14 protein-coding genes are annotated in these 21,076 nt (G+C 71.9%); 10 read left to right on the top strand and 4 right to left on the bottom strand.

Going from position 1 to position 21,076, the window contains the following annotated elements; all coding sequences use genetic code 11:
* Positions 1-9: 9 nt before the first annotated feature.
* Positions 10-1,341 carry an MFS transporter gene (locus tag MVG78_RS08405; RefSeq protein WP_247559922.1) on the bottom strand — a complete coding sequence of 444 codons (1,332 nt, stop codon included), beginning with the start codon at positions 1,339-1,341 and terminating at the stop codon, positions 10-12.
* 26 nt (positions 1,342-1,367) lie between these two features.
* Positions 1,368-2,162 carry a shikimate dehydrogenase family protein gene (locus MVG78_RS08400; RefSeq protein WP_247559920.1) on the bottom strand — a complete coding sequence of 265 codons (795 nt, stop codon included), beginning with the start codon at positions 2,160-2,162 and terminating at the stop codon, positions 1,368-1,370.
* A gap of 192 nt (positions 2,163-2,354) precedes the next feature.
* Between MVG78_RS08400 and MVG78_RS08395 the strand changes: the two genes are divergently transcribed.
* From MVG78_RS08395 to MVG78_RS08365, 7 genes are all read left to right on the top strand, one after another.
* On the top strand, positions 2,355-3,272 hold the full coding sequence (locus MVG78_RS08395) for an IclR family transcriptional regulator (RefSeq protein ID WP_247559918.1): 918 nt from the start codon (positions 2,355-2,357) through the stop codon (positions 3,270-3,272).
* Positions 3,272-5,032, top strand: a complete 1,761-nt coding sequence (locus MVG78_RS08390) for an FAD-dependent oxidoreductase (RefSeq protein ID WP_247559916.1) — start codon at positions 3,272-3,274, stop codon at positions 5,030-5,032. The genes MVG78_RS08395 and MVG78_RS08390 overlap by 1 nt, the downstream gene beginning before the upstream one ends.
* A complete protein-coding gene (locus MVG78_RS08385) occupies positions 5,022-6,773 on the top strand; it encodes an FAD-binding protein (protein WP_247559914.1) in 1,752 nt (583 codons plus the stop codon). Before MVG78_RS08390 ends, MVG78_RS08385 begins: the two co-directional genes overlap by 11 nt.
* Before the next feature lie 183 nt (positions 6,774-6,956).
* Positions 6,957-7,970, top strand: a complete 1,014-nt coding sequence (locus tag MVG78_RS08380; protein WP_247559912.1) for a Bug family tripartite tricarboxylate transporter substrate binding protein — start codon at positions 6,957-6,959, stop codon at positions 7,968-7,970.
* A 102-nt stretch (positions 7,971-8,072) separates the two neighbouring features.
* The gene (locus MVG78_RS08375; protein WP_247559910.1) at positions 8,073-8,465 is read left to right on the top strand and encodes a GFA family protein; all 393 of its coding nucleotides are present in this window, start codon (positions 8,073-8,075) and stop codon (positions 8,463-8,465) included.
* Positions 8,466-8,662: 197 nt separating this feature from the next.
* Positions 8,663-9,820 (top strand): benzoate/H(+) symporter BenE family transporter, encoded by a 1,158-nt coding sequence (locus MVG78_RS08370; RefSeq protein ID WP_247559908.1) that lies wholly within the window; start codon positions 8,663-8,665, stop codon positions 9,818-9,820.
* A 189-nt stretch (positions 9,821-10,009) separates the two neighbouring features.
* On the top strand, positions 10,010-11,782 hold the full coding sequence (locus MVG78_RS08365; RefSeq protein ID WP_247559906.1) for a DUF4214 domain-containing protein: 1,773 nt from the start codon (positions 10,010-10,012) through the stop codon (positions 11,780-11,782).
* A gap of 111 nt (positions 11,783-11,893) precedes the next feature.
* Here the strand turns inward: MVG78_RS08365 and MVG78_RS08360 are convergent, their stop codons facing one another.
* Positions 11,894-12,544 (bottom strand): NeuD/PglB/VioB family sugar acetyltransferase, encoded by a 651-nt coding sequence (locus MVG78_RS08360; protein ID WP_247559904.1) that lies wholly within the window; start codon positions 12,542-12,544, stop codon positions 11,894-11,896.
* 46 nt (positions 12,545-12,590) lie between these two features.
* Complete coding sequence (locus tag MVG78_RS08355) at positions 12,591-13,586, bottom strand: GGDEF domain-containing protein (protein WP_247559902.1); 996 nt, start codon at positions 13,584-13,586, stop codon at positions 12,591-12,593.
* Between the two features lie 222 nt (positions 13,587-13,808).
* Here MVG78_RS08355 and MVG78_RS08350 point away from each other — a divergent pair, with 222 nt between their 5' ends.
* The 3 genes from MVG78_RS08350 (at position 13,809) to addA (ending at position 21,053) form a co-directional block, all read left to right on the top strand.
* Positions 13,809-14,054 carry a DUF3297 family protein gene (locus MVG78_RS08350; RefSeq protein ID WP_247559900.1) on the top strand — a complete coding sequence of 82 codons (246 nt, stop codon included), beginning with the start codon at positions 13,809-13,811 and terminating at the stop codon, positions 14,052-14,054.
* A 78-nt stretch (positions 14,055-14,132) separates the two neighbouring features.
* Positions 14,133-17,222 (top strand): double-strand break repair protein AddB, encoded by a 3,090-nt coding sequence (gene addB, locus MVG78_RS08345; protein ID WP_247559898.1) that lies wholly within the window; start codon positions 14,133-14,135, stop codon positions 17,220-17,222.
* Between the two features lie 378 nt (positions 17,223-17,600).
* On the top strand, positions 17,601-21,053 hold the full coding sequence (gene addA / locus MVG78_RS08340; protein ID WP_247559896.1) for a double-strand break repair helicase AddA: 3,453 nt from the start codon (positions 17,601-17,603) through the stop codon (positions 21,051-21,053).
* The last annotated feature ends 23 nt before the right edge of the window (positions 21,054-21,076 follow it).

Genomic DNA, 21,076 nt, shown 5'->3' with positions numbered 1-21,076 from the left:
CCGTCCGCCTCAGACCGGTTCCGGCCGGCGCGGTGCCACCAGGAAGACCCAGAGCAGGCAGGCGCCATAGACGGCCGGGATGATGGTGAAGAGCAGGCCGTAGTTGTTGTTCGAGGCCGTGAGCACGTAGCCCACGATCTGCGTCATGAACATCCCACCCAATGCCGAGACCATGCCGCCGAAGCCGAAGACGGAGCTGACGGCGCTCTTCTGCGTCATGTCCATCGCCAGGCTCCAGATATTCGCCGTCCAGGCCTGGTGCGCCGCGATGGCGAGCGAGATGTAGCCCACCGCCACCCACAGGCTCGATGCCGTGTTCACGAAGATGATCGGCACGATGCAGATGGCGCAGATCAGCATGGCCAGGATGCGCGCCGGGACCGGCTTCATGCCACGGCCGATCATGACGGAGGACAGGATGCCACCGATCATCGAGCCCGCATCGGCGGCGAGGTAGATGACGATCAGCGGCAGGCCCAGCTCGCTCACGCTGATGCCCAGGTGGAAGTGCTGGTTCAGATAGGGCGGCAGCCAGTAGAGATAGAACCAGAACACCATCGCCGAGAGATTGCCGACGGCATAGGCCCATGTGGCCCGCAGCCGCAGCACCCGAGAATAGGGCATCTTCTGCGCCACCTCCGGCTCGCGCCCGGCATGGACGTGCTCCAGCTCCCGCTGCGTGACGGTGGGGTGCCGCTCCGGGTCGCGGTAGTGGCGCAGCCAGAAGAACAGCCAGACGAAGCCGAGCCCGCCCAGGATGTAGAAGGCGCCCTGCCAGTGCCAGGCGGAGACGATGAAGGGGATCATCATCGGCGTCAGCATGGCGCCGACATTGGTGCCCGCGTTGAAGAAGCCGGCGGCGATGCCGCGCTCCCCGGCGGGGAACCAGAGCCGCGTCGTCTTCACACAGGAAGGATAGTTGCCCGCCTCGGCCAGCCCCAGCACGAAACGGCAGATCATGAAGCCGCCGACGGAGGAGACGAGGCCGTGCGAGGCGGCCGCCAGGCTCCAGACCAGCACCGCCATGGCGAAGGAGCGCCGCACGCCCACCAGGTCGATGATGCGCCCCTGCAGCACATAGCCGAGCGCATAGCCCGCCTGGAACCAGAAGTTGATGTTGGCGTAGTCCTGCGCCGTCCAGTTCAGCTCCAGCGACAGGACCGGCTGCAGGATGCCGAGCGTCGCGCGATCGGTGTAGTTCAGCACCGTCGCGAAAAAGACGAGCGCCAGCATCCCCCAGCGCACCCGGCCCACGGCCCAGGCATGGCGGATGATCTCGGCGGTGCTGCGCCGTGGCGCCAGCGCGGCGGGCGCGCCGGCGACAGCCTGCATGTCGGACATGTTTCTTGCTCTCCCTCGGGTGGCGCTCAGCGGTCGAGCAGGAAATCGACGATGAGGCCCTGTACGACGCGGAACATGTCCACGCCGGTCGCCGTGCGGCAGCCGGCGGCGCGTGCCGCCTGCAACAGCGGCGTCACCTCCGGCGCGGTGATCACGTCGCCCACCGACATGGCGGGGCGCAGCAGTTCCGCCGGCACGGGCAGCGGATCGCCGTCACGCATGCCGGACGGCGTGGCGTTGCACACCATGTCGAATCCGGCCGGGTCGGCCGTTCCGGCGCGCACCTCGCCCCTGCCCTGTTCGCGCAGCACGCCGACCAGCCGGTCCACCCGCGCGGCGTCGCTGTCATGGACGACCAGTTCGCGCACCCCGGCCTCCAGCAAGGCAAGGCCGATGGCGCTGCCGGCACCGCCCGCGCCGACCAGCAGGGCACGCGCGCCCTGCGGCTTCGCCCCGGCATGGATCTGCGCCTGCACGAAGGCCTGGCCGTCCGACATGTCGCCATGCCAGCTTCCGTCCGGGTTGCGGCGGATGGAATTCACCGCGCGCAGCACCTTCGCGCGCGGCGTGGTGCTGGCGCAGACGTCGAAGCTGGCGAACTTGTGCGGCACGGTGACGATCACGCCGTCCACGTTCCGCACGCGCGCCATGGTGGCGAAGAAATCGGCGAGGTCGCCTGGCGCCACATGGGCGGGGATGCAGATCGCGTTGTGCCCACGCTCCGCGAGCGCGCGGGTGACGCCGGCGGGCGATTTCACCTGCGCGATCGGATCGCCCACGATCGGGTAGAGGCGCGTGGCGCCGTTCAGGCTCTCGGACATGTCTTCCTCCATCTTGCGGCGCGGGACCGCCATGCCGGCTGGTCGGCCAGGAGGCGTATCGATTCCTGGAAAGACTTTCCACAATTTTTTCTTGAGATCGGAAAGTTTTTCCAGTACCAACCAGACACCCCGCCGGGCCCGGCCATGACCGGACCTCCCAGGGCGGGAGCGGAGCATCCGGAGTAACCCAGCATGAACGCGACGCCACCCGAGGCCGAACCGACGCACGGCCCCGTCGCCTCCGGGGGGGCTACCAAAGGGCGCCGCGGTGCCTCGGCGGCTCCCAGCGGCGTCATGGACCGCACCTTCGCCGTGCTGCAGCTCCTGGCCGAAAACGCGAACGGCCTGCCGATCTCGGCCGTGGCCGAGCGCCTGGGCATCCCCCTCAGCGCCTCGCACCGCCTGCTTTCCGAACTCGCGGAGCACGGCTTCGTGCAGCAGGAACGCGGCCATGGCGACTACCGCCTGACCATGCGGCTGGTGACGCTGGCCTTCACCTACCTCGCCCGCAGCGGTGTCACCGACATCGCCCAGCCGGTGCTGGACCGGCTGGCCGCGCGCAGCGGCGAGCTGGTGCGCCTCGCGGTGATGGATGGAGAGGGCGCCGACCGGAGCCTCACCTGGGTCGCCAGGGCACAGGGCGCCCAGACCGGCCTGCGCTACGACCCGGAAATGGGCCAGGTGGCGACCCTGTCCTGCAGCGCCAGCGGCTGGGCCTGGCTCTCCACCCTCAGCGACGAGGAAGCCCTCTCGCTGGTGGAGCGCCAGGGCTTCGGCGCACCGGAGGAATTCGGTCCGCGTGCCCCACGCACGCCCAGGGCGCTGCTGCAGGCACTGCGCCAGACCCGCAAGCGCGGCTATGCCGTGACGATCCAGACCTTCACCCCCTGGATGTCGGCCATGGCGGCGCCGGTGCGCGCGCCGGACGGCACGGTCTGCGCCACGATCAGCATCGCCGGACCGATGATGCGCCTGCCGGAGGAGAAGCTGTACGAGCTCGCCCCGCTGATGCTGGAGGCGGCGGCTGAGATGACCCAGGCGAGCCTCGGCTCGCCCCTACTGAACCGCGCCCTGCACGGCGCCCGCCACGCCACGGGGATGTCACGCTGATGGACGGGATGGCAGACACCACGCGCAGCCGGAGCTGCGACGTGCTGGTGATCGGCTCCGGCGCCGGTGGCCTCGCCACGGCGGTGACGGCGGCGGCGCTGGGGCTGGAGGTGATCGTGGCGGAGAAGGAGCCGGTCTTCGGCGGCACCACCGCCTGGTCCGGCGGCTGGCTCTGGGTGCCGCGCAACCCGGTCGTGGTCCGCGCCGGGATCGAGGAGGATGCCGAGGCCCCGCGCACCTATCTCCGCCACATCCTCGGCAACCGCTACGATCCCGCCCGCGTGGACGCCTTCCTGGAAGCCGGGCCGCGCATGATCGACTTCTTCGAGCGCGAGACCGCCGTGCGCTTCCTGCCCGGCAGCGCCGTGCCCGATTTCCACGGCAACGCCCCCGGCGCCGCCACCGGCGGGCGCTCCGTCGTCGCCGCGCCCTATGACGGGCGCGAGCTGGGTCCGCTGATCGCGCGCCTGCGCCCGCCCATCCCCGAGACCACGCTGGCCGGCATGGCCATCGCCTCGGGCGCCGATCTCGGCCATTTCCTGCGCGCCACGCGCTCGGCCGCATCCTTCGCCCATGTCGCGAAGCGCCTCGCCCGCCATGGCCTCGACCTCGCGCGCCATCGCCGCTCGATGCAGCTCGTCAACGGCAATGCCCTTGCCGCGCGCCTGCTGCGCTCCGCCGCCGATCGTGGCGTGACGCTCTGGCATTCCACCGCCGCGCGCCAGATCACCCGCCTCGGCGACAGCGTGACGGGCGCCATCCTGGAAGGGCCGGAAGGCCGCATCGCCGTCACCGCGCGGCGCGGCGTCGTGCTCGCCACCGGCGGCTTCCCGCACGATCCGGCGCGGCAGAGGGAGCTCTTCCCGCATGTGCGCGAGGGCACGCCGCACCAGTCCGCCGCGCCCGCCACCAACACGGGCGACGGCATGCGCCTGGCGGAGGCCGTGGGCGGTCAGGTCGATGGCGGGCTGGCGGATTCCGGCGCCTGGGCCCCCGTCTCGCTGGTGCCGCGCGCCGACGGCACGACCGGCCGCTTCCCGCATCTGATCGACCGTGGCAAGCCCGGCATCATCGCGGTCACGCGCCAGGGCCACCGCTTCGTCAACGAGTCCGGCCCCTACCACGACTTCATGCGCGGCCTGTTCCGGGCGCTGGGGCCTGGCGAGGCGGCGGAATGCTGGCTCCTCTGCGACCACCGCTTCCTGCGCCGCTACGGCATGGGCGCGGTGAAGCCGGCGCCGCTGCCGCTCTCCCCCTGGCTGCGCAACGGCTACCTGAAGCGCGGCAGGACGATCGAGGAACTGGCCGCCGCCTGCGGCATCGACGCCGCCGGGCTGCGCGACACGCTCGCCGCCTACAACAACGACGCGCGGCAGGGCGTGGACACGCTGTTCGGGCGCGGCAGCACGCCCTTCCAGCGCGGCCAGGGCGATGCCTATCACGACGGGCCCAACCCCTGCATCGCGCCGATCGGGCAAGGCCCCTTCTACGCCGTGCGGATCGTGCCCGGCAGCCTCGGCACCTTCGCCGGCCTCATCACCGATGCCGAGGCGCGCGTGCTGGATGCGTGGGGCCAGCCGATCCCCGGCCTCTACGCGGCGGGCAACGACCTTTCGAGCGTGATGGGCGGCCATTACCCGAGCGGCGGCATCACCCTCGGCCCCGCCATGACCTTCGGCTGGATCGCGGCACGCCACATGGCCGGCCGCTCCACGGACCACGACACGAATACCGTTGGGAGAAACGAACATGCCGTCTGACACCCCTCACGGCGCCCCCCACTGGGATGAGGAGGTCGATCTCCTGGTGATCGGCGCCGGCGCGGGCGGCATGACCGCCGCGCTGGTGGGCTCGCTGGAAGGGCTCGACGTCCTGCTTTGCGAGAAGACCAGCATGGCCGGCGGCATCACCGCCACCTCCGGCGGCACGATCTGGATCCCCGGCACCAGTCTGAGCGTCAAGGCGGGCGTGCCCGATTCCGTGGAGGATGCCGCGCGCTACCTGCAATCGGTGATCGGCCTGCGCGGCGGCGACGCGGCGCGTGCCGCCTTCCTGGAGGCCGGGCCGAAGGCGGTGGACGAGCTGGAAGCGAAGACCGAGGTGCACCTGATCCCGGCCAAGGCGCATCCGGATTATCTCGGCAACCATCCCGGTGAGGCCTATGGCGGCCGCGCCCTCTCCCCCGCCCCCTTCGACGGCCGCCTGCTCGGCGAGGATTTCCGCCGCGTGCGCCCGCCGCGCGACGTCTTCATGGTGCTGGGCGGCATGATGGTGCAGCGGACGGAGATCGAGCCGCTGCTCAAGCCCTTCGCCTCCGCCGCCAATTTCCGCACCGCCACCGGCCTGCTGCTGCGCCACTTCCGCGATCGCCTCCGCCACCGGCGCGGCACGCGGCTGGTGATGGGCAACGCCCTGGTCGGCCGCCTCCTCTACAGCCTGCGCCAGCGCAAGGTGCCGATCCGCTTCGAGACGCCGCTGATGGAACTGGTGAAGCGCGACGGCGCCGTGCTGGGCGCCATCGTCGCGGGCAAGGACGGGCGCAAGGCGATCCGCGCGCGGCGCGGCGTGGTGCTCGCCACCGGCGGCATCGCGCACAACAAGGCCCTGCGCGCACAGCTCTTCCCGGAGGGCACGAAGCAGCGTTCCCTCGCGCCCGAAACCAACACGGGCGACGGCGTTTCCCTCGCGCTGCGCAACGGCGCCGCGCTGGCCGAGGGGCTCGACAGCCCCGGCCTCTGGATGCCCTGCTCCATCCTGAAGCATCCGGACGGGCGGGAATCCGTCTGGCCGCACATCATCCTCGACCGTGCCAAGCCGGGGCTGATCGCGGTGAACAAGGCCGGGCGGCGCTTCGTGAACGAGTCCGACTCCTACCACGACTTCGTCATGGGCATGCTCCGCTCGAACGAGACGGTGCCGACCCTGCCCGCCTGGCTGATCTGCGACGCGAGCTTCCTGAAGCAGTACGGCCTGGGCATGGTCTTCCCCGGCACGAAGAAGCTGGAGCCTTTCCTGAAGGCCGGCTACCTCATCGAGGGCAAGTCCCTGCGCGAGCTGGCGCAGAAGGCCGGCTTCGATGCCACGGGCTTCGAGCAGACGGTCGCCGAGCACAACCGCTATGCCGAAACCGGCGTGGACGAGGCCTTCGGCCGCGGCAGCAGCACGGTCAACCGCTTCAACGGCGATCCGGAGAACAAGCCCAACCCCTGCATGCGCCCGATCGGCCCCGGCCCCTTCTACGCCATGGCGGTCTGGCCCGCCGACCTCGCCTGCAGCGGCGGCCTCCAGGGCGATGGCGACGGCCGCGTGCTGGATGGCGAGGGCCAGCCCATCCCCGGCCTCTATGCCTGCGGCAACGACCTGAGCTCGATCTTCCGCGGCACCTATCCGGGCCCCGGCACCACGCTCGGCCCGGCCATGGTCTTCGGCTGGCGCATCGCCAAGCACGCCGCCGGCCAGGGCGCCGCGGCGCGGCCGGAACCGGCGCGCCACGCCGCCTGAGAGATGGGCACGGGAGGGTACGGCCCCTCCCGCGCCCGCCCTCGCGGGCGAAATGTTGCCACATCGAACTGGTGCGGCATGACAACGAACTGGCGGCATGCCCCACCAACCCGGACGGGGCCGGCCACCATGATCCCCGCGGCGAACGGAACCCGGGGACGAAGCTGGGAAGGAAACGAGACGATGCTGACGCGTCGCAGGCTGGGGCTCGCCCTCGGTGCAGGATTCCTCGGCGGGGGCATGACGGCCTCCGCGGCCAGGGCCCAAATAGGGGCACAAGCGGGCACCGATCCCGCGGCGGGCTATCCCGACCGCCCCGTCACGCTGGTCGTGCCCTGGGCCGCCGGCGGCCCCACCGATGTCTTCGGGCGCCTGCTGGCCTCCGGCCTCGGCACCGAGCTGGGCAAGCCTTTCGTGGTGGAGAACCGCACCGGCGCCAACGGCACCATCGGCTTCGCCTCCGTCGCCCGCGCGAAGCCGGACGGCTACACGCTGCTGGTCGGTACCAACAGCACCTATGCGGGCGCGCCGCACCTCTACAAGCTGCCCTATGACAACGACCGCTCCTTCACCGCCGTGGGGCTGATGGCGGAAGCGCCGATCTTCATCATGGTGCCGCGCAATTCGCCCGCGAAGACGCTGGCCGACTACGTGGCCCTGGTGAAGCGCTCCGGCGGCAAGGAGGTCTATGCCAATTCCGGCAGCGGCTCGACCACGCATATCGGCACGGAGATGTTCCTGCAGATGGCGGGGCTTCAGGTCCCCGATGTCGGCTATCGCGGCGGCGGCCCCGCCATCCAGGGCGTGCTGGCGGGCGAGGCCGGGATGTTCATGATGCCCGCCCCGGCGGTGATGAGCTTCCTGCAATCCGGTGACCTGCGCGCCATCGCGGTGGCCTCGCGCACGCGCACCGTCCTGGCGCCGGAGGTGCCCACCGTCGCGGAATCCGGCTACCCGGAATACGAGATGGTCGAGCATGTCGCGCTGCTCGCCCCGGTGGGCACGCCGCCCGCCATCCTGGCCAGGCTGAACGCCGCCGCGAAGCGCGCCCTCGCCACCCCGGCGATGCAGGAACGCCTGTCCGCCCTGGCCATCACGCCGAACGTGCAGCCGCCCGAGGCCTGGGCAGCCTACCAGGCGGCGGAAAGCGCCAAGCTCGGCGGCGTGATCCGCAGCCGGAACATCCAGGTGCAGTGACCGCGCCCGCCGTTCCCGCCGGTCGCGCGGCGGGAACGGTGCGCCCCTCCATGCTAGCCTCCGTCACCGAATCCGCCACCCAGTCCGACGGAGAACCGCGTCATGCTGACAGGCCGGTGCCATTGCGGCGCCATCCGCTACGAGATGCCGGAACAGGTGCTGCACCACGCCCTGTGCCATTGCACCGATTGCCGCCGCCATGCCGGCGCCCCGGCCGTCGCCTGGGCCATGATCCCGGCGGATCAGCTCAGGCTCCAGGGAGAGCCCGCCATCTACCATTCCTCGGAACACGGCCGGCGCCACTTCTGCGCCGCCTGCGGCACCGGCCTCTTCTATGTCAACGAGTTCATGCTGCCCGGCATGATCGACATCCAGACCGCCACGCTGGACAACCCCGGCGCCCTGCCCGTCCAGGCACAGATCCAGGTGGCGGAGCGCATCGGCTGGATGCGGACAGCCCACGAGCTGCCGGAATTCGAGCGCTATCCGGGATAGCGCCACTTCCGCCCCGCATCACCGCCCCCTGGTCCCGGGGCCCGATCCCGGCTTTCATGCCCCGCCCTGGGGAATCACCCCGCGCCGCCGCCGGTGCCGGGAATCCCGGCCTTCCCGCCGGAAGTCCTGTCCGCCGCGCTGCCCCCTGGCATGCACCCTCGCATGTCCCCTGGCACCGCCCGAGAAGTGTTCCCCCGATGCGAGACCTCCTGCCGCCCCAGACCCTGGCCGCCGGCCTGCTGGCCGCCTTTGTCGGCTTCGCCAGCTCCTTCGCCGTGGTGCTGCGCGGGCTGACCGCCGCCGGAGCCAGCCCGGCCGAGGCCGCCTCCGGGCTGATGGCCCTCGCCGTCGCCATGGGGCTTTGCGGCATCCTGCTCAGCCTGCGCAGCCGCATGCCGGTCAGCGTCGCCTGGAGCACCCCGGGCGCCGCCCTCCTGGCCAGTTCCGGCGCCATCGCCGGCGGCTTCCCCGTGGCGGTCGGCGCCTTCCTGGTCTCGGCGCTGCTGGTGGTCCTGGCCGGCTGGTGGAAGCCGCTGGGCCGCTGGGTGGCCGCCATCCCCTCCTCGCTGGCCAGCGCCATGCTGGCCGGGGTGCTGATCGGCCTTTGCCTCGCCCCGGTGCGGGCCGTGGCGCAGATGCCGGGCCCGGCCCTCGCGGTGATCCTGGCCTGGGCCATCGCCGGGCGGCTGCACCGGCTGCTCGCCGTGCCGGCGGCGGTGATCGTGGCCTTCGGGCTGATCCTGGCCAATCCGGGCACCCATATCGCGGCGGCCTGGCCGGTCCCCGTGCCGGTGATGCCGCAATTCACCCTCCAGGCCCTGGTCGGCACCGCCCTCCCGCTCTTCCTGGTCACCATGGCCTCGCAGAACATCCCGGGCCTCGCCACGCTCGGCCTCTATGGCTACCGCCCCGAAGCCGGGCCGCTCTTCCGCGCCACCGGCCTCTTCTCCGTCGCCGCCGCCTTCCTGGGCGGCCATGCGGTGAATCTCGCCGCCATCACCGCCGCCCTCTGCGCCAACGAGGACGCGCATCCCGACCCGGCGCAGCGCTGGAAGGCCGCCGTGGTGAACGGCGTCGGCTATATCCTCTTCGGCCTGCTCGCCGGCTTCGTCACCAGCTTCGTCGCCGCCGCGCCGCTGCTGGTGGAGGCGGTGGCGGGCCTCGCCCTGCTGGGCGCGCTGGGCGGCGCCCTGCAGGGCGCCATGGCGGCGCCGGAGCAGCGCGAGGCGGCCATCGTCACCCTGCTCGTCACCGCCTCAGGCACCGCCTTCGCCGGGATCAGCGGCGCCTTCTGGGGCCTCCTGGCCGGCGGGGCGATGCTCGCCCTGTCGCGGCTGCGGCGGCCACGGGCCTGAACCACGCCGTCCGGCCCCAGACCGTGTCCGCATGGCCACAGCGAGCCGGCGCCCCGACTTTTCCACAGCCGAAATGGCAGAGTTGCTAAAAACGGGTTGTTAACGATCTAGGATTACAAACCCGAAGTGGTATTGCACCACAGATCCACCCGCCAATGTGGCGGAAGATGGCCCTTAGGAAACAACTGCATGGTCGGCCCCATTAACGACGACATCGCCAATGCCGTGGTCATCGGTTCACTGCCATTCTTGGCCACTGGCTCCAACATCGGCGCCACCCAGGAGAGCGGGGAGCCCAACACGGCCTGGATCTGGGGGGACACGAACCACAGCGTCTGGTTCGTCTATCGGCCGACCGTGACGCGCGATGTGGCGTTCAACACCAATGGGTCGGACTTCGACACCACCCTGACGGTCTGGAGCAGCACGGGTGGGCATGACTTCGGATCGATGACGCTGGTCACCCAGAACGACGACAGCCCCTACGGCCTGCCCTCCGAGGTCACCTTCACGGCCACGCAGGGCCTCACCTACTATATCGAGATTGACGGGTATAACAGCTATACGGGCAACTACACGCTCGTCTCTGGCTCCCTCGCCCCCAATCAGGCGCCCACCGTCTCCTCGGTGCAGCTCGATACGACGGATGCCACGCTGCATCTGGGCCAGGAGGTGGCCCTGACCGTTGCCCTGTCCGCCGATGTGGTGGTCACGGGCACGCCCACCCTGTCCCTCAACACCGGGGCGACCGCCACCTACGATCCCACGGCCTCCGACAGCACCCATCTCGTCTTCCGCTTCACGGTCGGCGCCGGGGAGCAGACCGGGCATCTCGACGTGGTGGGCATCGATCTGCATGGGGGCTCGATCCTTTCCGAATCCGAGGTCGCCACGGATCTCTCGGGCCTGGTCCTGAACCAGGAGACCGCGCCGGGCGTCGATGGCATCCCGCCGGTGGCCACCCTGACGCAGATGGACACGGGCGACGGCACCGCCGACAGCCTGCGCTACGAGGTCCATTTCTCGGAAGCCGTCACCGGCGTGGACGCCTCCGACTTCCATCTGGTGAGCAATGGCCTGCCCGAGGCCGCCATCAGGTCGGTCACCCCGGTGGATGGCAGCACCTATGTCGTGTCGGTCGACGCGCCGCTCGGCATCGGCAGCCTGTCGCTGGAGCTCCGCGCCGAAGGCAGCGGCATCACCGATGCCGCGGGCAATGCCCTGGCAAACGATGCCAGCGGCGCCAGCTACGAGCTGAGCCACACCGGCTCCACCTATCTGGCGATCCTCTACGAGGGCTATCTCGGCCGCGCGGCCGATGCCGACGGCATCACCTTCTGGACGCAGGGCATGGCCAACGGGCTGAGCCGGGTGGAGACGGCGCGGGCCCTGCTGTCCAGCGACGAGGCGACCGCGCACCAGGCCGGCCAGACCGACGCCGCCTTCATCGAGGGCCTGTACGGCAGCATGCTCGGCCGCACGGCTGCCGACACGGAAATCGCCTTCTGGCTGGACGTCCTGCAGCATGGCGCCGGCCGGGCGGATGTGCTGAACAACTTCGCCGGGGCGGCGGAAACGCTGGACCACTGGCAGGCCCTGTCCCGCACCGATGCCGACACGCAGGCCGAGCAGGCCAGCCTGATCCGGGCCCTCTATGGCACGGCTCTCGGGCGCGATCCCGGCGCCAGCGAGATCAAGTTCTATCAGTCGGAGATGGAACAGGGCGGCAGCAACCTTGCACGGGCCTTCGCCAACTCGGACGAATTCGCTTCCCTGCACGCGAACCAGTCCAACGGCGAATTCGTCGAGGCCCTCTACCAGGGCGGTCTCGGACGGCAGGCGGAAGCCGCGGGCCTGGCCTTCTGGTCGCAGTTGCTCGACAGCGGCAGCATGGACCGTGCCCAGGTCACCCAGAGCATCGCCGAGTCGCCCGAGGCACATCAGCACTGGGCGCTGATCTGACGCGATCGTGGAACCCGGATCGCCCCCGATCCAGGTTCCACGCCGCCCTGCGGGAGACGTGACCGTCTTCCGCAGGGCGGCGTGAGTTTTTCCCCGGCACGTCGCCTGGGCTTACCCCATCTCCCGCGCCGGCACGCCGGAAACGCTGGCCCCGTCCGGCACATCCGCCACCACGGCGGCCCCGGCCCCCACCACCGCCCCGGCCCCCACCCGCAGCAGGGGCCGCAGCGCCGCGTTGAGACCGATCAGCGCCCCTTCCCCGACACGCACCCCGCCGCCGAGCGCCGCGCCGCAGGCGACATGCACACCATCGCCCAGCACGCAGTCATGCTCGACGATGGCACCGCTGTTCAGGATCACCCCCTCCCCCACCACGGCCCGCGCGCCCAGCACCACGCGGGGCAACACCACGCTGCCGGCGCCGGTCCGTGCGCTGGGGGACAGGATGGCGGAAGGATGCGCGACCACCGGCAGGGCGAAGCCCAGTTCGCGCGCCCGCCACAGCCAGCGCAGGCGGGTGGCGTTGTGGCCGATGGCCACCACCACGGCCCCGACCTCCTCGCCGCGCAACCGCTCCAGCAGCGTCTCGTCTCCCAGAACCGGCACGCCCAGCACCGGCTCCCGGGCGCTGCGGTCGAGGCAGCCGGCGATCTCCATCCCGCCGGCCCCCGCATGGGCGGCGCGGATGCATTCGATCAGCGCTGCGGCATGGCCGCCGGCACCGATCAGGACGACACGGGAGGAGGGCTGGGTCTGGGTCACGCCTTCCGCTAGCCCAGTCCGCCTCCCTGTTGAAGGTATCCCGCCATCAGTGGTCGCGGTGCAGGACCCGGTTCTTGCCGGTGGCCTTGGCGCCGTACATCAGTGAATCGGCCAGGGACAGGGCGGCATCGACATCCGCCGGCGCGTTGTGGAAGCTTACCGCCCCGATGGAGGCCGTCACCGCCCAGCCCTTCGACCGCATCGCCGCCTCCAGCATCCTCTGCAGGCGTTCCGCCACGACGGCGGCATCCGGCTCGCGGCCCGTCAGCAGCACGGCGAACTCGTCTCCGCCCAGCCGCGCCGCCATGTCCTCCCGCCGCAGGTTATCCCACAGCACCACCGCGAGTTCCCGCAGCACCTCGTCACCGGTGGCATGGCCCTCGCGGTCGTTCACCTGCTTGAACCCGTCCAGGTCGAGATAGAGCAGGGCGAAGCCCTCGCCATGCCGGTTCAGGCGGGCGATCGCCTTGTCCAGCGCGTCCATCAGGGCCGCCCGGTTGAGCAGCCCGGTCAGGGCGTCGGTCATCGAAAGCCGGTGCACCCGGTTCATGGCACGGCGGAGTTCGAGCGTGGTCATCACCGTCTCGGCCAGCCGGACCAGGATGCGCTGCCGCTCGGCGCTGATCCGCCGCGGCTTGCGGTCCAGCACGCAGAGGGTGCCCAGCACCGCCCCTTCCGGATTGACCAGCGGCACGCCGGCATAGAAGCGGATGTCCGGCTCCCCCGTCACCAGCGGGTTGGCGGCGAAGCGCGGGTCGCGGCTGGCATCGGGGATCACCAGCGGAGTGCCGGGCTCCAGGATGGCATGCGCGCAGAAGGCATGTTCCCGGGGCGCCTCCGAGGCCGCCAGCCCATGATGCGCCTTGAACCAGGCGCGCTCGGCATCCACCAGCGAGACCACCGAGATGGGACTGTCCGTCAGATCCGCGGCGAGCCGGACGATGTTGTCGAAACTGGCCTCGCAGGCCGTATCCAGCACGTCATAGGACCGAAGGGCCGCGAGGCGGTCTTCCTCGGAAAGCGGCATCAAGGGGGGAAGCATCGCGGCGACCTCCAGTGGGATCTCATGGTGGGCCATCCTGCCGGGCCAGGGCTCCGGGGCGTGGAGGGCCGATACGACCCACCAGGACGGACACAACTATTGGTTGTTTTTCGCGATCTGGGAACCTCCCGCCCCACCGCCGTGCTTCCCCCTGGGATGGGTGGCTCCGCTGCCACGCCTGTTCTATCAGGTCGCCCGTTCCTGGTTCCGGAGGACCGAAGCATGACCGACACGCCGCCCGACCGCCTTTCCGTCAACCCGAAAAGCCCGCATTTCGACAAGGCCCTGCTGGAACGCGGCGTCGGCGTGCGCTTCAAGGGCGTGGACCGGAACAATGTCGAGGAATACTGCGTCAGCGAGGGCTGGGTCCGCCTGACCGTGGGCAACACGCTCGACCGTAAGGGCAACCCCATGACCATCAAGCTCCAGGGCACGGTGGAGCCCTATTTCCGCACGCTGCAGGAGTGATAGCGGGGGTGATACCGGGCCATCGCGGCAGACAGCGGTGGCGGGATGGGAGGGAAATCGGCTAACCGTCGGGAATCCATGAACCTTCACGAGATCCCGGCCCACCTCCCCTTTCTGGATGCCCTGGCCCAGGGGGTGGTGCGCCTCGCCGGAGCGAAGGGCCCGGCCGCCCCGGACCCCACCCTCCTGGCCCGCGCCACGATCCTGCTGCCGACCCGGCGCGCCGCCCGCAGCCTACGCGAGAGCTTCCTGCGCGCCGCCGGGCAGGCGAGCGGCCGGCAGGCTCTGCTGCTGCCGCGCCTGCGCCCCCTGGCCGGGCTTTCGGTGGAGGATGCGGAGGAACTCTCCCTCCCTGCTCTAATGGACCAGCCCCCGGCGGTGGACCCGGCGCGCCGGCTCGCCGTGCTGACGGCGCTGGTGATGCGCCTGCCGCCGAACTACGGCGGCCCCTCGCATCCCGACCAGGCCTGGCGGCTGGCGCAGGAACTGGCGACCCTGCTGGACGAGATGGCGCTGGAGGATTGCGACCCCTCCCGCCTGCCCTCCCTGGTGCCGGACCGGCTGGCCCGGCACTGGCAGATCACCCATGTCTTCCTCAACGGCGTGATCCAGGAATGGCAGGCCTGGCTGGCGCAGCAGGGCCTCTCCGACATCGGCACCCGCCGCGTCGCCACCATCCGCGCCCAGACCGCGCTGTGGAGGCAGAACCCGCCGGAGGATCTCGTGATCGCCGCCGGCATCGGCCTGGGCGGCACCATCCCCGCCGCCGCCGAGCTGCTGAAGGTCCTGGCGCACTGCCCCAACGGGCATGTGGTCCTGCACGGCTCCGGCGAGCCGCTGCCGCCCCAGCCCTGGCCCTCCCCCATCTGGGACGAGCTCTGCGCCAGCCACACCCACCCGCTCTGTGGCCAGGTGCGGCTGCTCCAGGCCATGGGCGCTACGCCGGGCGACCTGCGGCCCTGGCCACACGACCTGCCGCCCGATCCGGCCGGGGAGGCGCGCGGCGCCCTGCTCGCCCGCGCCTTGCGCCCGCCCGGCGACATCGCCTGCTGGCAGGAGAAGGCGCCGGAACGCTGGGCCCCGGCGCTGAAGGACATGTCCCTCCTCACCGCCCCGGACGAGGCGGGCGAGGCAGCCGCCATCGCCCTGCTGCTGCGGGAGGCCCTGGAAACCCCCGGCAGCCGCGCCGCCCTGGTGACGCCGGACCGCGACCTCGCCCGCCGCGTCTGCGTGGAACTCGCGCGCCACGGCGTGCTGGCCGATGATTCCGCCGGCCAGCCCCTCGCCCAGACCCCGACCGGCGCCTTCCTGCGCCTGATCGCGCGCATGGTGGCGGAGGAATTCTCCCCCGTCGCCCTGCTCGCCTGCCTGAAGCACCCCTCCTGCGCCGGCGGCATGGCCCGGGCCGACTGGCTGCGCGCCCTGCACGACCTGGAGCGCCACGCGCTGCGCGGCCCCCGCCCCGCCCCCGGCCTGACCGGGCTCCGCACCGCCGCGGCACGTGCCTTTGCCGACCCTGATCCCGAAGCCCCCGCCGAGAGCGAGGCACGGCAGCAGGCCCGGCTCGAACGCCGCGCCCGCGTCACCGCCCTGCTCGACGCGCTGGAACGGGCCCTGGGCGGCCCCGGGGGCGGCTTCACCGACCTGCCCGAGATCGCCCGCCCGCCCGCCGCGATGCTGGAAGGGCTGCTCGGTGCCGCCGAGGCCCTGGCCGCCACCGACACCGAGCCGGGCGGCCTGCGCCTCTATGCCGGGGAGGAAGGCGAGCCCCTGGCCGCGCATCTCGCCTCGCTGGGCCCGGCCATGGAATGCCTGCCGCCCGTCTCGGCCGCCGCCTGGCCCGCGCTCTTCGACGCGTTGCTGGAAGGGCCGCTGGCCCCGGGCGTGCGCAACATGCGCGGCCGCCAGGGCGGCAGCCATCCACGGGTGCAGGTCCTCGGCCTGCTGGAAGCGCGGCTGCAATCCTTCGACCGCGTGGTGCTGGGCGCGCTGGAGGAGACCGTCTGGCCGATCGCCACCGATCCCGGCGCCTGGATGAGCCGCCCGATGCGCCGCGAATTCGGCCTGCCGGCCCCGGAGGCCCGCATCGGCCGCGTCGCCGCCGATTTCATGATGAGCGCCCTCGCCGCCCCGGACGTGGTGCTGAGCCATGCCCGCAAGCGCGGCGGCAGCCCCTCGGTGCAGGCGCGCTGGCTGACCCGGTTGCAGATCTTCCTGCATGGCCAGAAGGGGCTGCGGATCAAGCCCTCGCCCGCCACCGACTGGGCGGCGCGGCTGGACATGCCGGAGGTCGTCCTCCCCTGCCCCCGCCCGGCCCCGGCCCCGCCGATGCTGCTGCGCCCGCGCCGCCTCACCGTCACCGATGTCTGGGACCTGAAGGCCGATCCCTATGCCTGGTACGCCAAGCGCGTGCTGCGGCTGCGCCCGCTCGATCCGCTGGATGCCGAGGCCGATGGCGCCGCCTTCGGCTCGGTGGTGCATGACGCGGTGGCGGCCTGGACGCGCCGTTGCGCCGGCACCTATGGCCCCAGGGCCCTGGAATGGTTCGAGGAGGCGGTGGAGGAAGCGATCCGCCAGCATGCCCCCCGTCCCGGCCTCGCCGCCTTCTGGCGCCCCCGCCTGCGCCGCATCGGCGAGTTCCTGCTGGCCACCGAGCGGGAGCGCCCGGAGGTACGGGAACGCCACCCCGAACAGTCCGGCCAGATCGAGCTGCCCTGCGGCGTGCGGCTGGAAGGCCGCGCCGACCGGCTGGATATCCTGGCCGATGGCAGCCTCGCCATCCTCGACTTCAAGACCGGCGCCCCCCCGGCCCAGATCGCCATCCAGGACGGCCGCGCGCCGCAATTGCCGCTGGAGGCCGCCATGGCGCTCAAGGGCGGCTTCCCCGGCATCGCGCCCGCCCCGGTTTCGGCGCTGGAGCACTGGAAGCTCTCAGGTACCATCGAGGAGGGCGAGCGACTCGTCTTCAAACCGAAGGGCGACGTGACGGTGGCGGAAGTGGCCGAGGCGGCATGGCGGCAGGTGGACGCGCTGGCGCGGGAATTCCTGCTGGGCGACCGCCCCTTCCTGGCGCGCCCGCATCCGGGCCGCGCGCCCCGCAACACGGATTACGAGCACCTGTCCCGCCAGCGCGAATGGGGCGGCGCCGAGGAAGCCGGCACGGAATGAACCCCTTGCCCGCGTCGCGCCCTTGTCCACTCCCGGGGGAGAGGCTCTGCCTCTCCCGCCGGACCCCCACACCGCCGGGGACCGAAGCCGGTCCCCGGACCCCGGGCTTTCGTGGGCTCCCGTGGCTGCCGTTACCCTGTGGCTCGATCCCTGGGAGCAGGTGGATCGGCGGGGTTCCCGAGAAAAAGAAAGACACGGTGTCCGCGCTGGTGGCACCGGCAGCCGCCGGAGAGCATGGCTCTCCGGCGCGATCCGGCCGCAGCAGGTGCCAAGGAACGGGAGGTCCAGGACCCTCAGGGTCCTGGCGGATGGGGGCCGGGGGAAGGCGGCGCCTTCCCCCGGGGACAGCGCAACGCCCGAACCGGAATCGAGACCGGCGTGAACATCCCCCTTTCCGCGCGCGAGCGGGCGCAGCAGGCGCAGCGCCTCGCCTCGGACCCGCGTTTGTCCGCCTGGGTGGGCGCCTCGGCCGGCTCCGGCAAGACCAAGGTGCTCACCGACCGTGTGCTGCGCCTTCTGCTGCGGGAGGGCACGGAGCCCGGCCGCATCCTCTGCCTCACCTTCACCAAGGCAGCTGCGGCGGAAATGGCGATCCGCCTCAACCGGCGCCTGGGCCGCTGGGCCGTCACCGACGAGGACGACCTGCGCACGGAGATCGAGGCGCTGACCGGCGAACCCGTGCCGCCCGCGCAGCTCGCCACCGCGCGCAAGCTGTTCTGCCGCGTGCTGGAACAGCCGGGCGGGATGCGCATCGCCACGATCCACGCCTTCTGCCAGTCGCTGCTGCGCTCCTTCCCGCTGGAGGCCGAGCTGCCGCCGCAATTCGCCATGCTGGAGGACGCGGATTCCGCCACCCTGCTGGCCGAGGCGCGCGAGGCCGCGCTGTCCGGCGGGCGCGTGCCACCGGAAACCCTGGCCGCCCTGGCCCGCCTCGTCACCGCCGACCGGATCGCCGAGGCGCTGCGCGAAATGGTGGGGCGGCGGGAGAAGCTGGCCGCGCTCTTCGAGACACCCGGCGGCGCGCTGGCGCTGGGGCGGATGCTGGTCCAGCGCCTCGGCCTGCCGGAGGGCGAGCGCGAGGAGGACCTGGCGGCGCTGATCTGCGACATCCCGCCGGCGGTCGCGGAACAGGCGAAGGCGCTGCTCGCCCACAAGACCAAGACGGCGCGCGACCTCGGGCAGAAGATGCTCGATTTCCTCGCCCTGGCACCCGGGGAACGCATGGCGCGGCAGGCGGAATGGTGGGACTGCCTGCACACGGGCAAGGGCGAGCTGCGCAAGGCACTGGAACCCTTCGACGCGCTGGCGGCGGAATCCGCGCGGTTGAAATCCTTCCAGGAACGCGCCAACGCGCACCGCCTGCTGGCCGCCACCAGCGCGCTGCTGGTCGCCGCCGGGCCGGTGCTCTCCGACTATGCCGCGCGCAAGCGCCGCATGGGCGCGCTGGATTTCGACGACCTGATCCACCACGCGCAACGCCTGCTGCGCGACCCCGGCTCGGCCTGGGTGCTGTTCAAGCTCGATGGCGGCCTCGACCACATCCTGCTGGACGAGGCGCAGGACACCAACCCGGCGCAGTGGGGCATCGCCGAGGCGCTGGCCGAGGAGTTCTTCGCCGGCGAGGGCGCGCGCGAGTCCAAGGTGCAGCGCACCCTCTTCGTGGTGGGCGACGAGAAGCAGTCGATCTACGGCTTCCAGGGCGCCGACGCGCAGGGCTTCGCCACCTGGGAGGCGCGCTTCTCCCAGCAGGTGCGGCAGGCCGGCGGCAACTTCCAGCCGGTGGCGCTGGATGTGAGCTTCCGCTCCTGCGCGCCCGTGCTGCAACTCGTCGATGCCGTCTTCCACGACGGCGCCGCGCGGGCCGGCGTGGTGCGGCCGGATGGCGATCCGCTGCACCACTTCCCCGACCGCGCCGGCCATGCCGGCAGCGTCGAGGTCTGGCCCCTGCTGGCGCGCGGCACCACCGAGGACCCGGAACCCTGGTTCGTGCCCAGCCAGCCGGTGGTGGCGCAGGATGCCGATGCCCTCCTGGCCGAGACCCTGGCCGCTCGCATCGACCACATGGTCCGGCACGAGACGCTGCCGGCGCGCGGCGACCGCCCCATCCGCCCCGGCGACATCATGATCCTGGTCCGCCGCCGCACCCGGCTGACGGAACTGCTGGTGCGCCAGCTCAAGCGGCGCGGGGTGGCGGTGGGCGGCGTGGACCGCATCGCGCTGGTGGAACAGATCGCGGTGCAGGACCTGCTGGCGCTCTGCGACGTGCTGCTGCTGCCGGAAGACGACCTGCAACTGGCCGCGCTGCTGAAATCGCCGCTGATCGGGCTGGAGGAGGAGTCGCTCTTCGCCCTCGCCCATGACCGCGACGGTCCGCTCTGGCACCGCCTGCTCCGGCATCGCGGCGCCATGACGCCGGAGGGCCGCGCCGCCGACTGGATCGCCACCCTGGCCGACCGCGCCGACCTCGTCACGCCGCATGCTCTGCTGAGCGAGGTGCTGGGCGAGCATGGCGGCCGCGCGAAGCTGCTGGAACGCCTGGGCGGCGACGCGGCGGATGCGCTGGACGAGCTGCTGAACGCCGCGCTGCGCTACGAGAACCGCCACCCGCCTTCCCTCCAGGGCTTCACCCACTGGCTGCGCCGCGGCGGCGCGGAGGTGAAGCGCGAGGCCGAGAATGCGGGCGATGCCGTGCGCATCCTCACCGCCCATGGCGCCAAGGGCCTCCAGGCGCCCGTGGTCATCATCCCCGATGTCGGGCGCGGCGGCCGCAACTCGCCGCTGCGCTGGGAGGAGGAAGCGTCCCTCTCCCTCCCCCTCTGGGCGCCGCGCAAGGAGTTCCAGGCCCGCGTCTGGCAGGAAGCCGAGCGCCGCCGCGCCGCGGCCGATGCCGAGGAGGAGAACCGCCTGCTCTACGTGGCGCTGACCCGTGCGGAGGACCGGCTGCTGCTCTGCGGGCTGGAGCCCAAGAAGGCGGTGGAGACGAGCTGGCACACGCTGGTCCGCCAGGGCATCGCCCGCTGCGATGGCGTGGTGGAGGAGGAATTCGATCCCGCGGCCTTCGGCGGGCCGGCCGGGGTGGGCTTCTCCGGCCCGCTCCACCGGCTTTCCTCCCTCCAGACCGCGGAGCCCCGCCCGGACCGGGACGGCGCCGGCAGGTCGCTGCCCGCCGCGCTGCCGGCCTGGGCGCACCACCCCGCCCCGCCCGAGGCTTCGGAGGATCCGGTGGCACCCTCGCGCCTCGCGGGCGAGGAGACCGAGCCGCCCGCCGCCGCGCCACATGGGCAGAGCGACCCGTCCGGCCGTCGCTTCCGGCGCGGCACGCTGATCCACGCCCTGCTGCAATACCTGCCGGACCATCCCGAGGCGGCGCGCGAGGCCGTGGCGCGGCGGCACCTCGCGCGGCCCGGGCACGGGCTTTCGCCGGAGGAGCAGGAAGCGACCTGCGCCGAGGTGATGCGGGTGCTCCGCCACCCCGCCCTGGCGGATGCCTTCGGCCCCGGCAGCCTGCCGGAAGCGCCGCTCGCCGGCCGCCTCGGCGGCGTGACGGTGGCGGGACAGGTGGACCGGCTGTGGATCGGAAGCGACCGGATCGTGGTGGCGGACTACAAGACCAACCGCCCGCCGCCGGAGCAGGCCGATTCCGTCTCCCCCGCCTATCTGCGGCAAATGGCGGCCTACCGCGCCGTGCTGCGCGCCGCCTGGCCGGGGCGGCGGATCGAATGCGTGCTGGTCTGGACCTGGTCCGGCGTGGTGATGCCGCTGCCGGAGGCGCTGCTGGACCGCCACCTGCCGCTGGCCCTTGCCGCGCCCCCGGTCCAGGACCCGGCATGACGCGTCAAGGAAGCCGTGGCCCC

Source organism: Roseomonas gilardii subsp. gilardii (genome assembly GCF_023078375.1).
In the GTDB taxonomy this organism is placed as follows: Bacteria; Pseudomonadota; Alphaproteobacteria; order Acetobacterales; family Acetobacteraceae; genus Roseomonas; species Roseomonas gilardii.
This window is presented reverse-complemented; position numbering and strand designations above follow the sequence as displayed.

What these genes read in the sequence shown, in the direction of transcription:
- MVG78_RS08405 (WP_247559922.1), bottom strand. Translation starts at nt 1,341, where the DNA reads ATGTCCGACATGCAGGCTGTCGCCGGCGCGCCCGCCGCGCTGGCGCCA.
- MVG78_RS08400 (WP_247559920.1), bottom strand. Translation starts at nt 2,162, where the DNA reads ATGTCCGAGAGCCTGAACGGCGCCACGCGCCTCTACCCGATCGTGGGC.
- MVG78_RS08395 (WP_247559918.1), top strand. Translation starts at nt 2,355, where the DNA reads ATGAACGCGACGCCACCCGAGGCCGAACCGACGCACGGCCCCGTCGCC.
- MVG78_RS08390 (WP_247559916.1), top strand. Translation starts at nt 3,272, where the DNA reads ATGGACGGGATGGCAGACACCACGCGCAGCCGGAGCTGCGACGTGCTG.
- MVG78_RS08385 (WP_247559914.1), top strand. Translation starts at nt 5,022, where the DNA reads ATGCCGTCTGACACCCCTCACGGCGCCCCCCACTGGGATGAGGAGGTC.
- MVG78_RS08380 (WP_247559912.1), top strand. Translation starts at nt 6,957, where the DNA reads ATGCTGACGCGTCGCAGGCTGGGGCTCGCCCTCGGTGCAGGATTCCTC.
- MVG78_RS08375 (WP_247559910.1), top strand. Translation starts at nt 8,073, where the DNA reads ATGCTGACAGGCCGGTGCCATTGCGGCGCCATCCGCTACGAGATGCCG.
- MVG78_RS08370 (WP_247559908.1), top strand. Translation starts at nt 8,663, where the DNA reads ATGCGAGACCTCCTGCCGCCCCAGACCCTGGCCGCCGGCCTGCTGGCC.
- MVG78_RS08365 (WP_247559906.1), top strand. Translation starts at nt 10,010, where the DNA reads ATGGTCGGCCCCATTAACGACGACATCGCCAATGCCGTGGTCATCGGT.
- MVG78_RS08355 (WP_247559902.1), bottom strand. Translation starts at nt 13,586, where the DNA reads ATGCTTCCCCCCTTGATGCCGCTTTCCGAGGAAGACCGCCTCGCGGCC.
- MVG78_RS08350 (WP_247559900.1), top strand. Translation starts at nt 13,809, where the DNA reads ATGACCGACACGCCGCCCGACCGCCTTTCCGTCAACCCGAAAAGCCCG.
- addB (WP_247559898.1), top strand. Translation starts at nt 14,133, where the DNA reads ATGAACCTTCACGAGATCCCGGCCCACCTCCCCTTTCTGGATGCCCTG.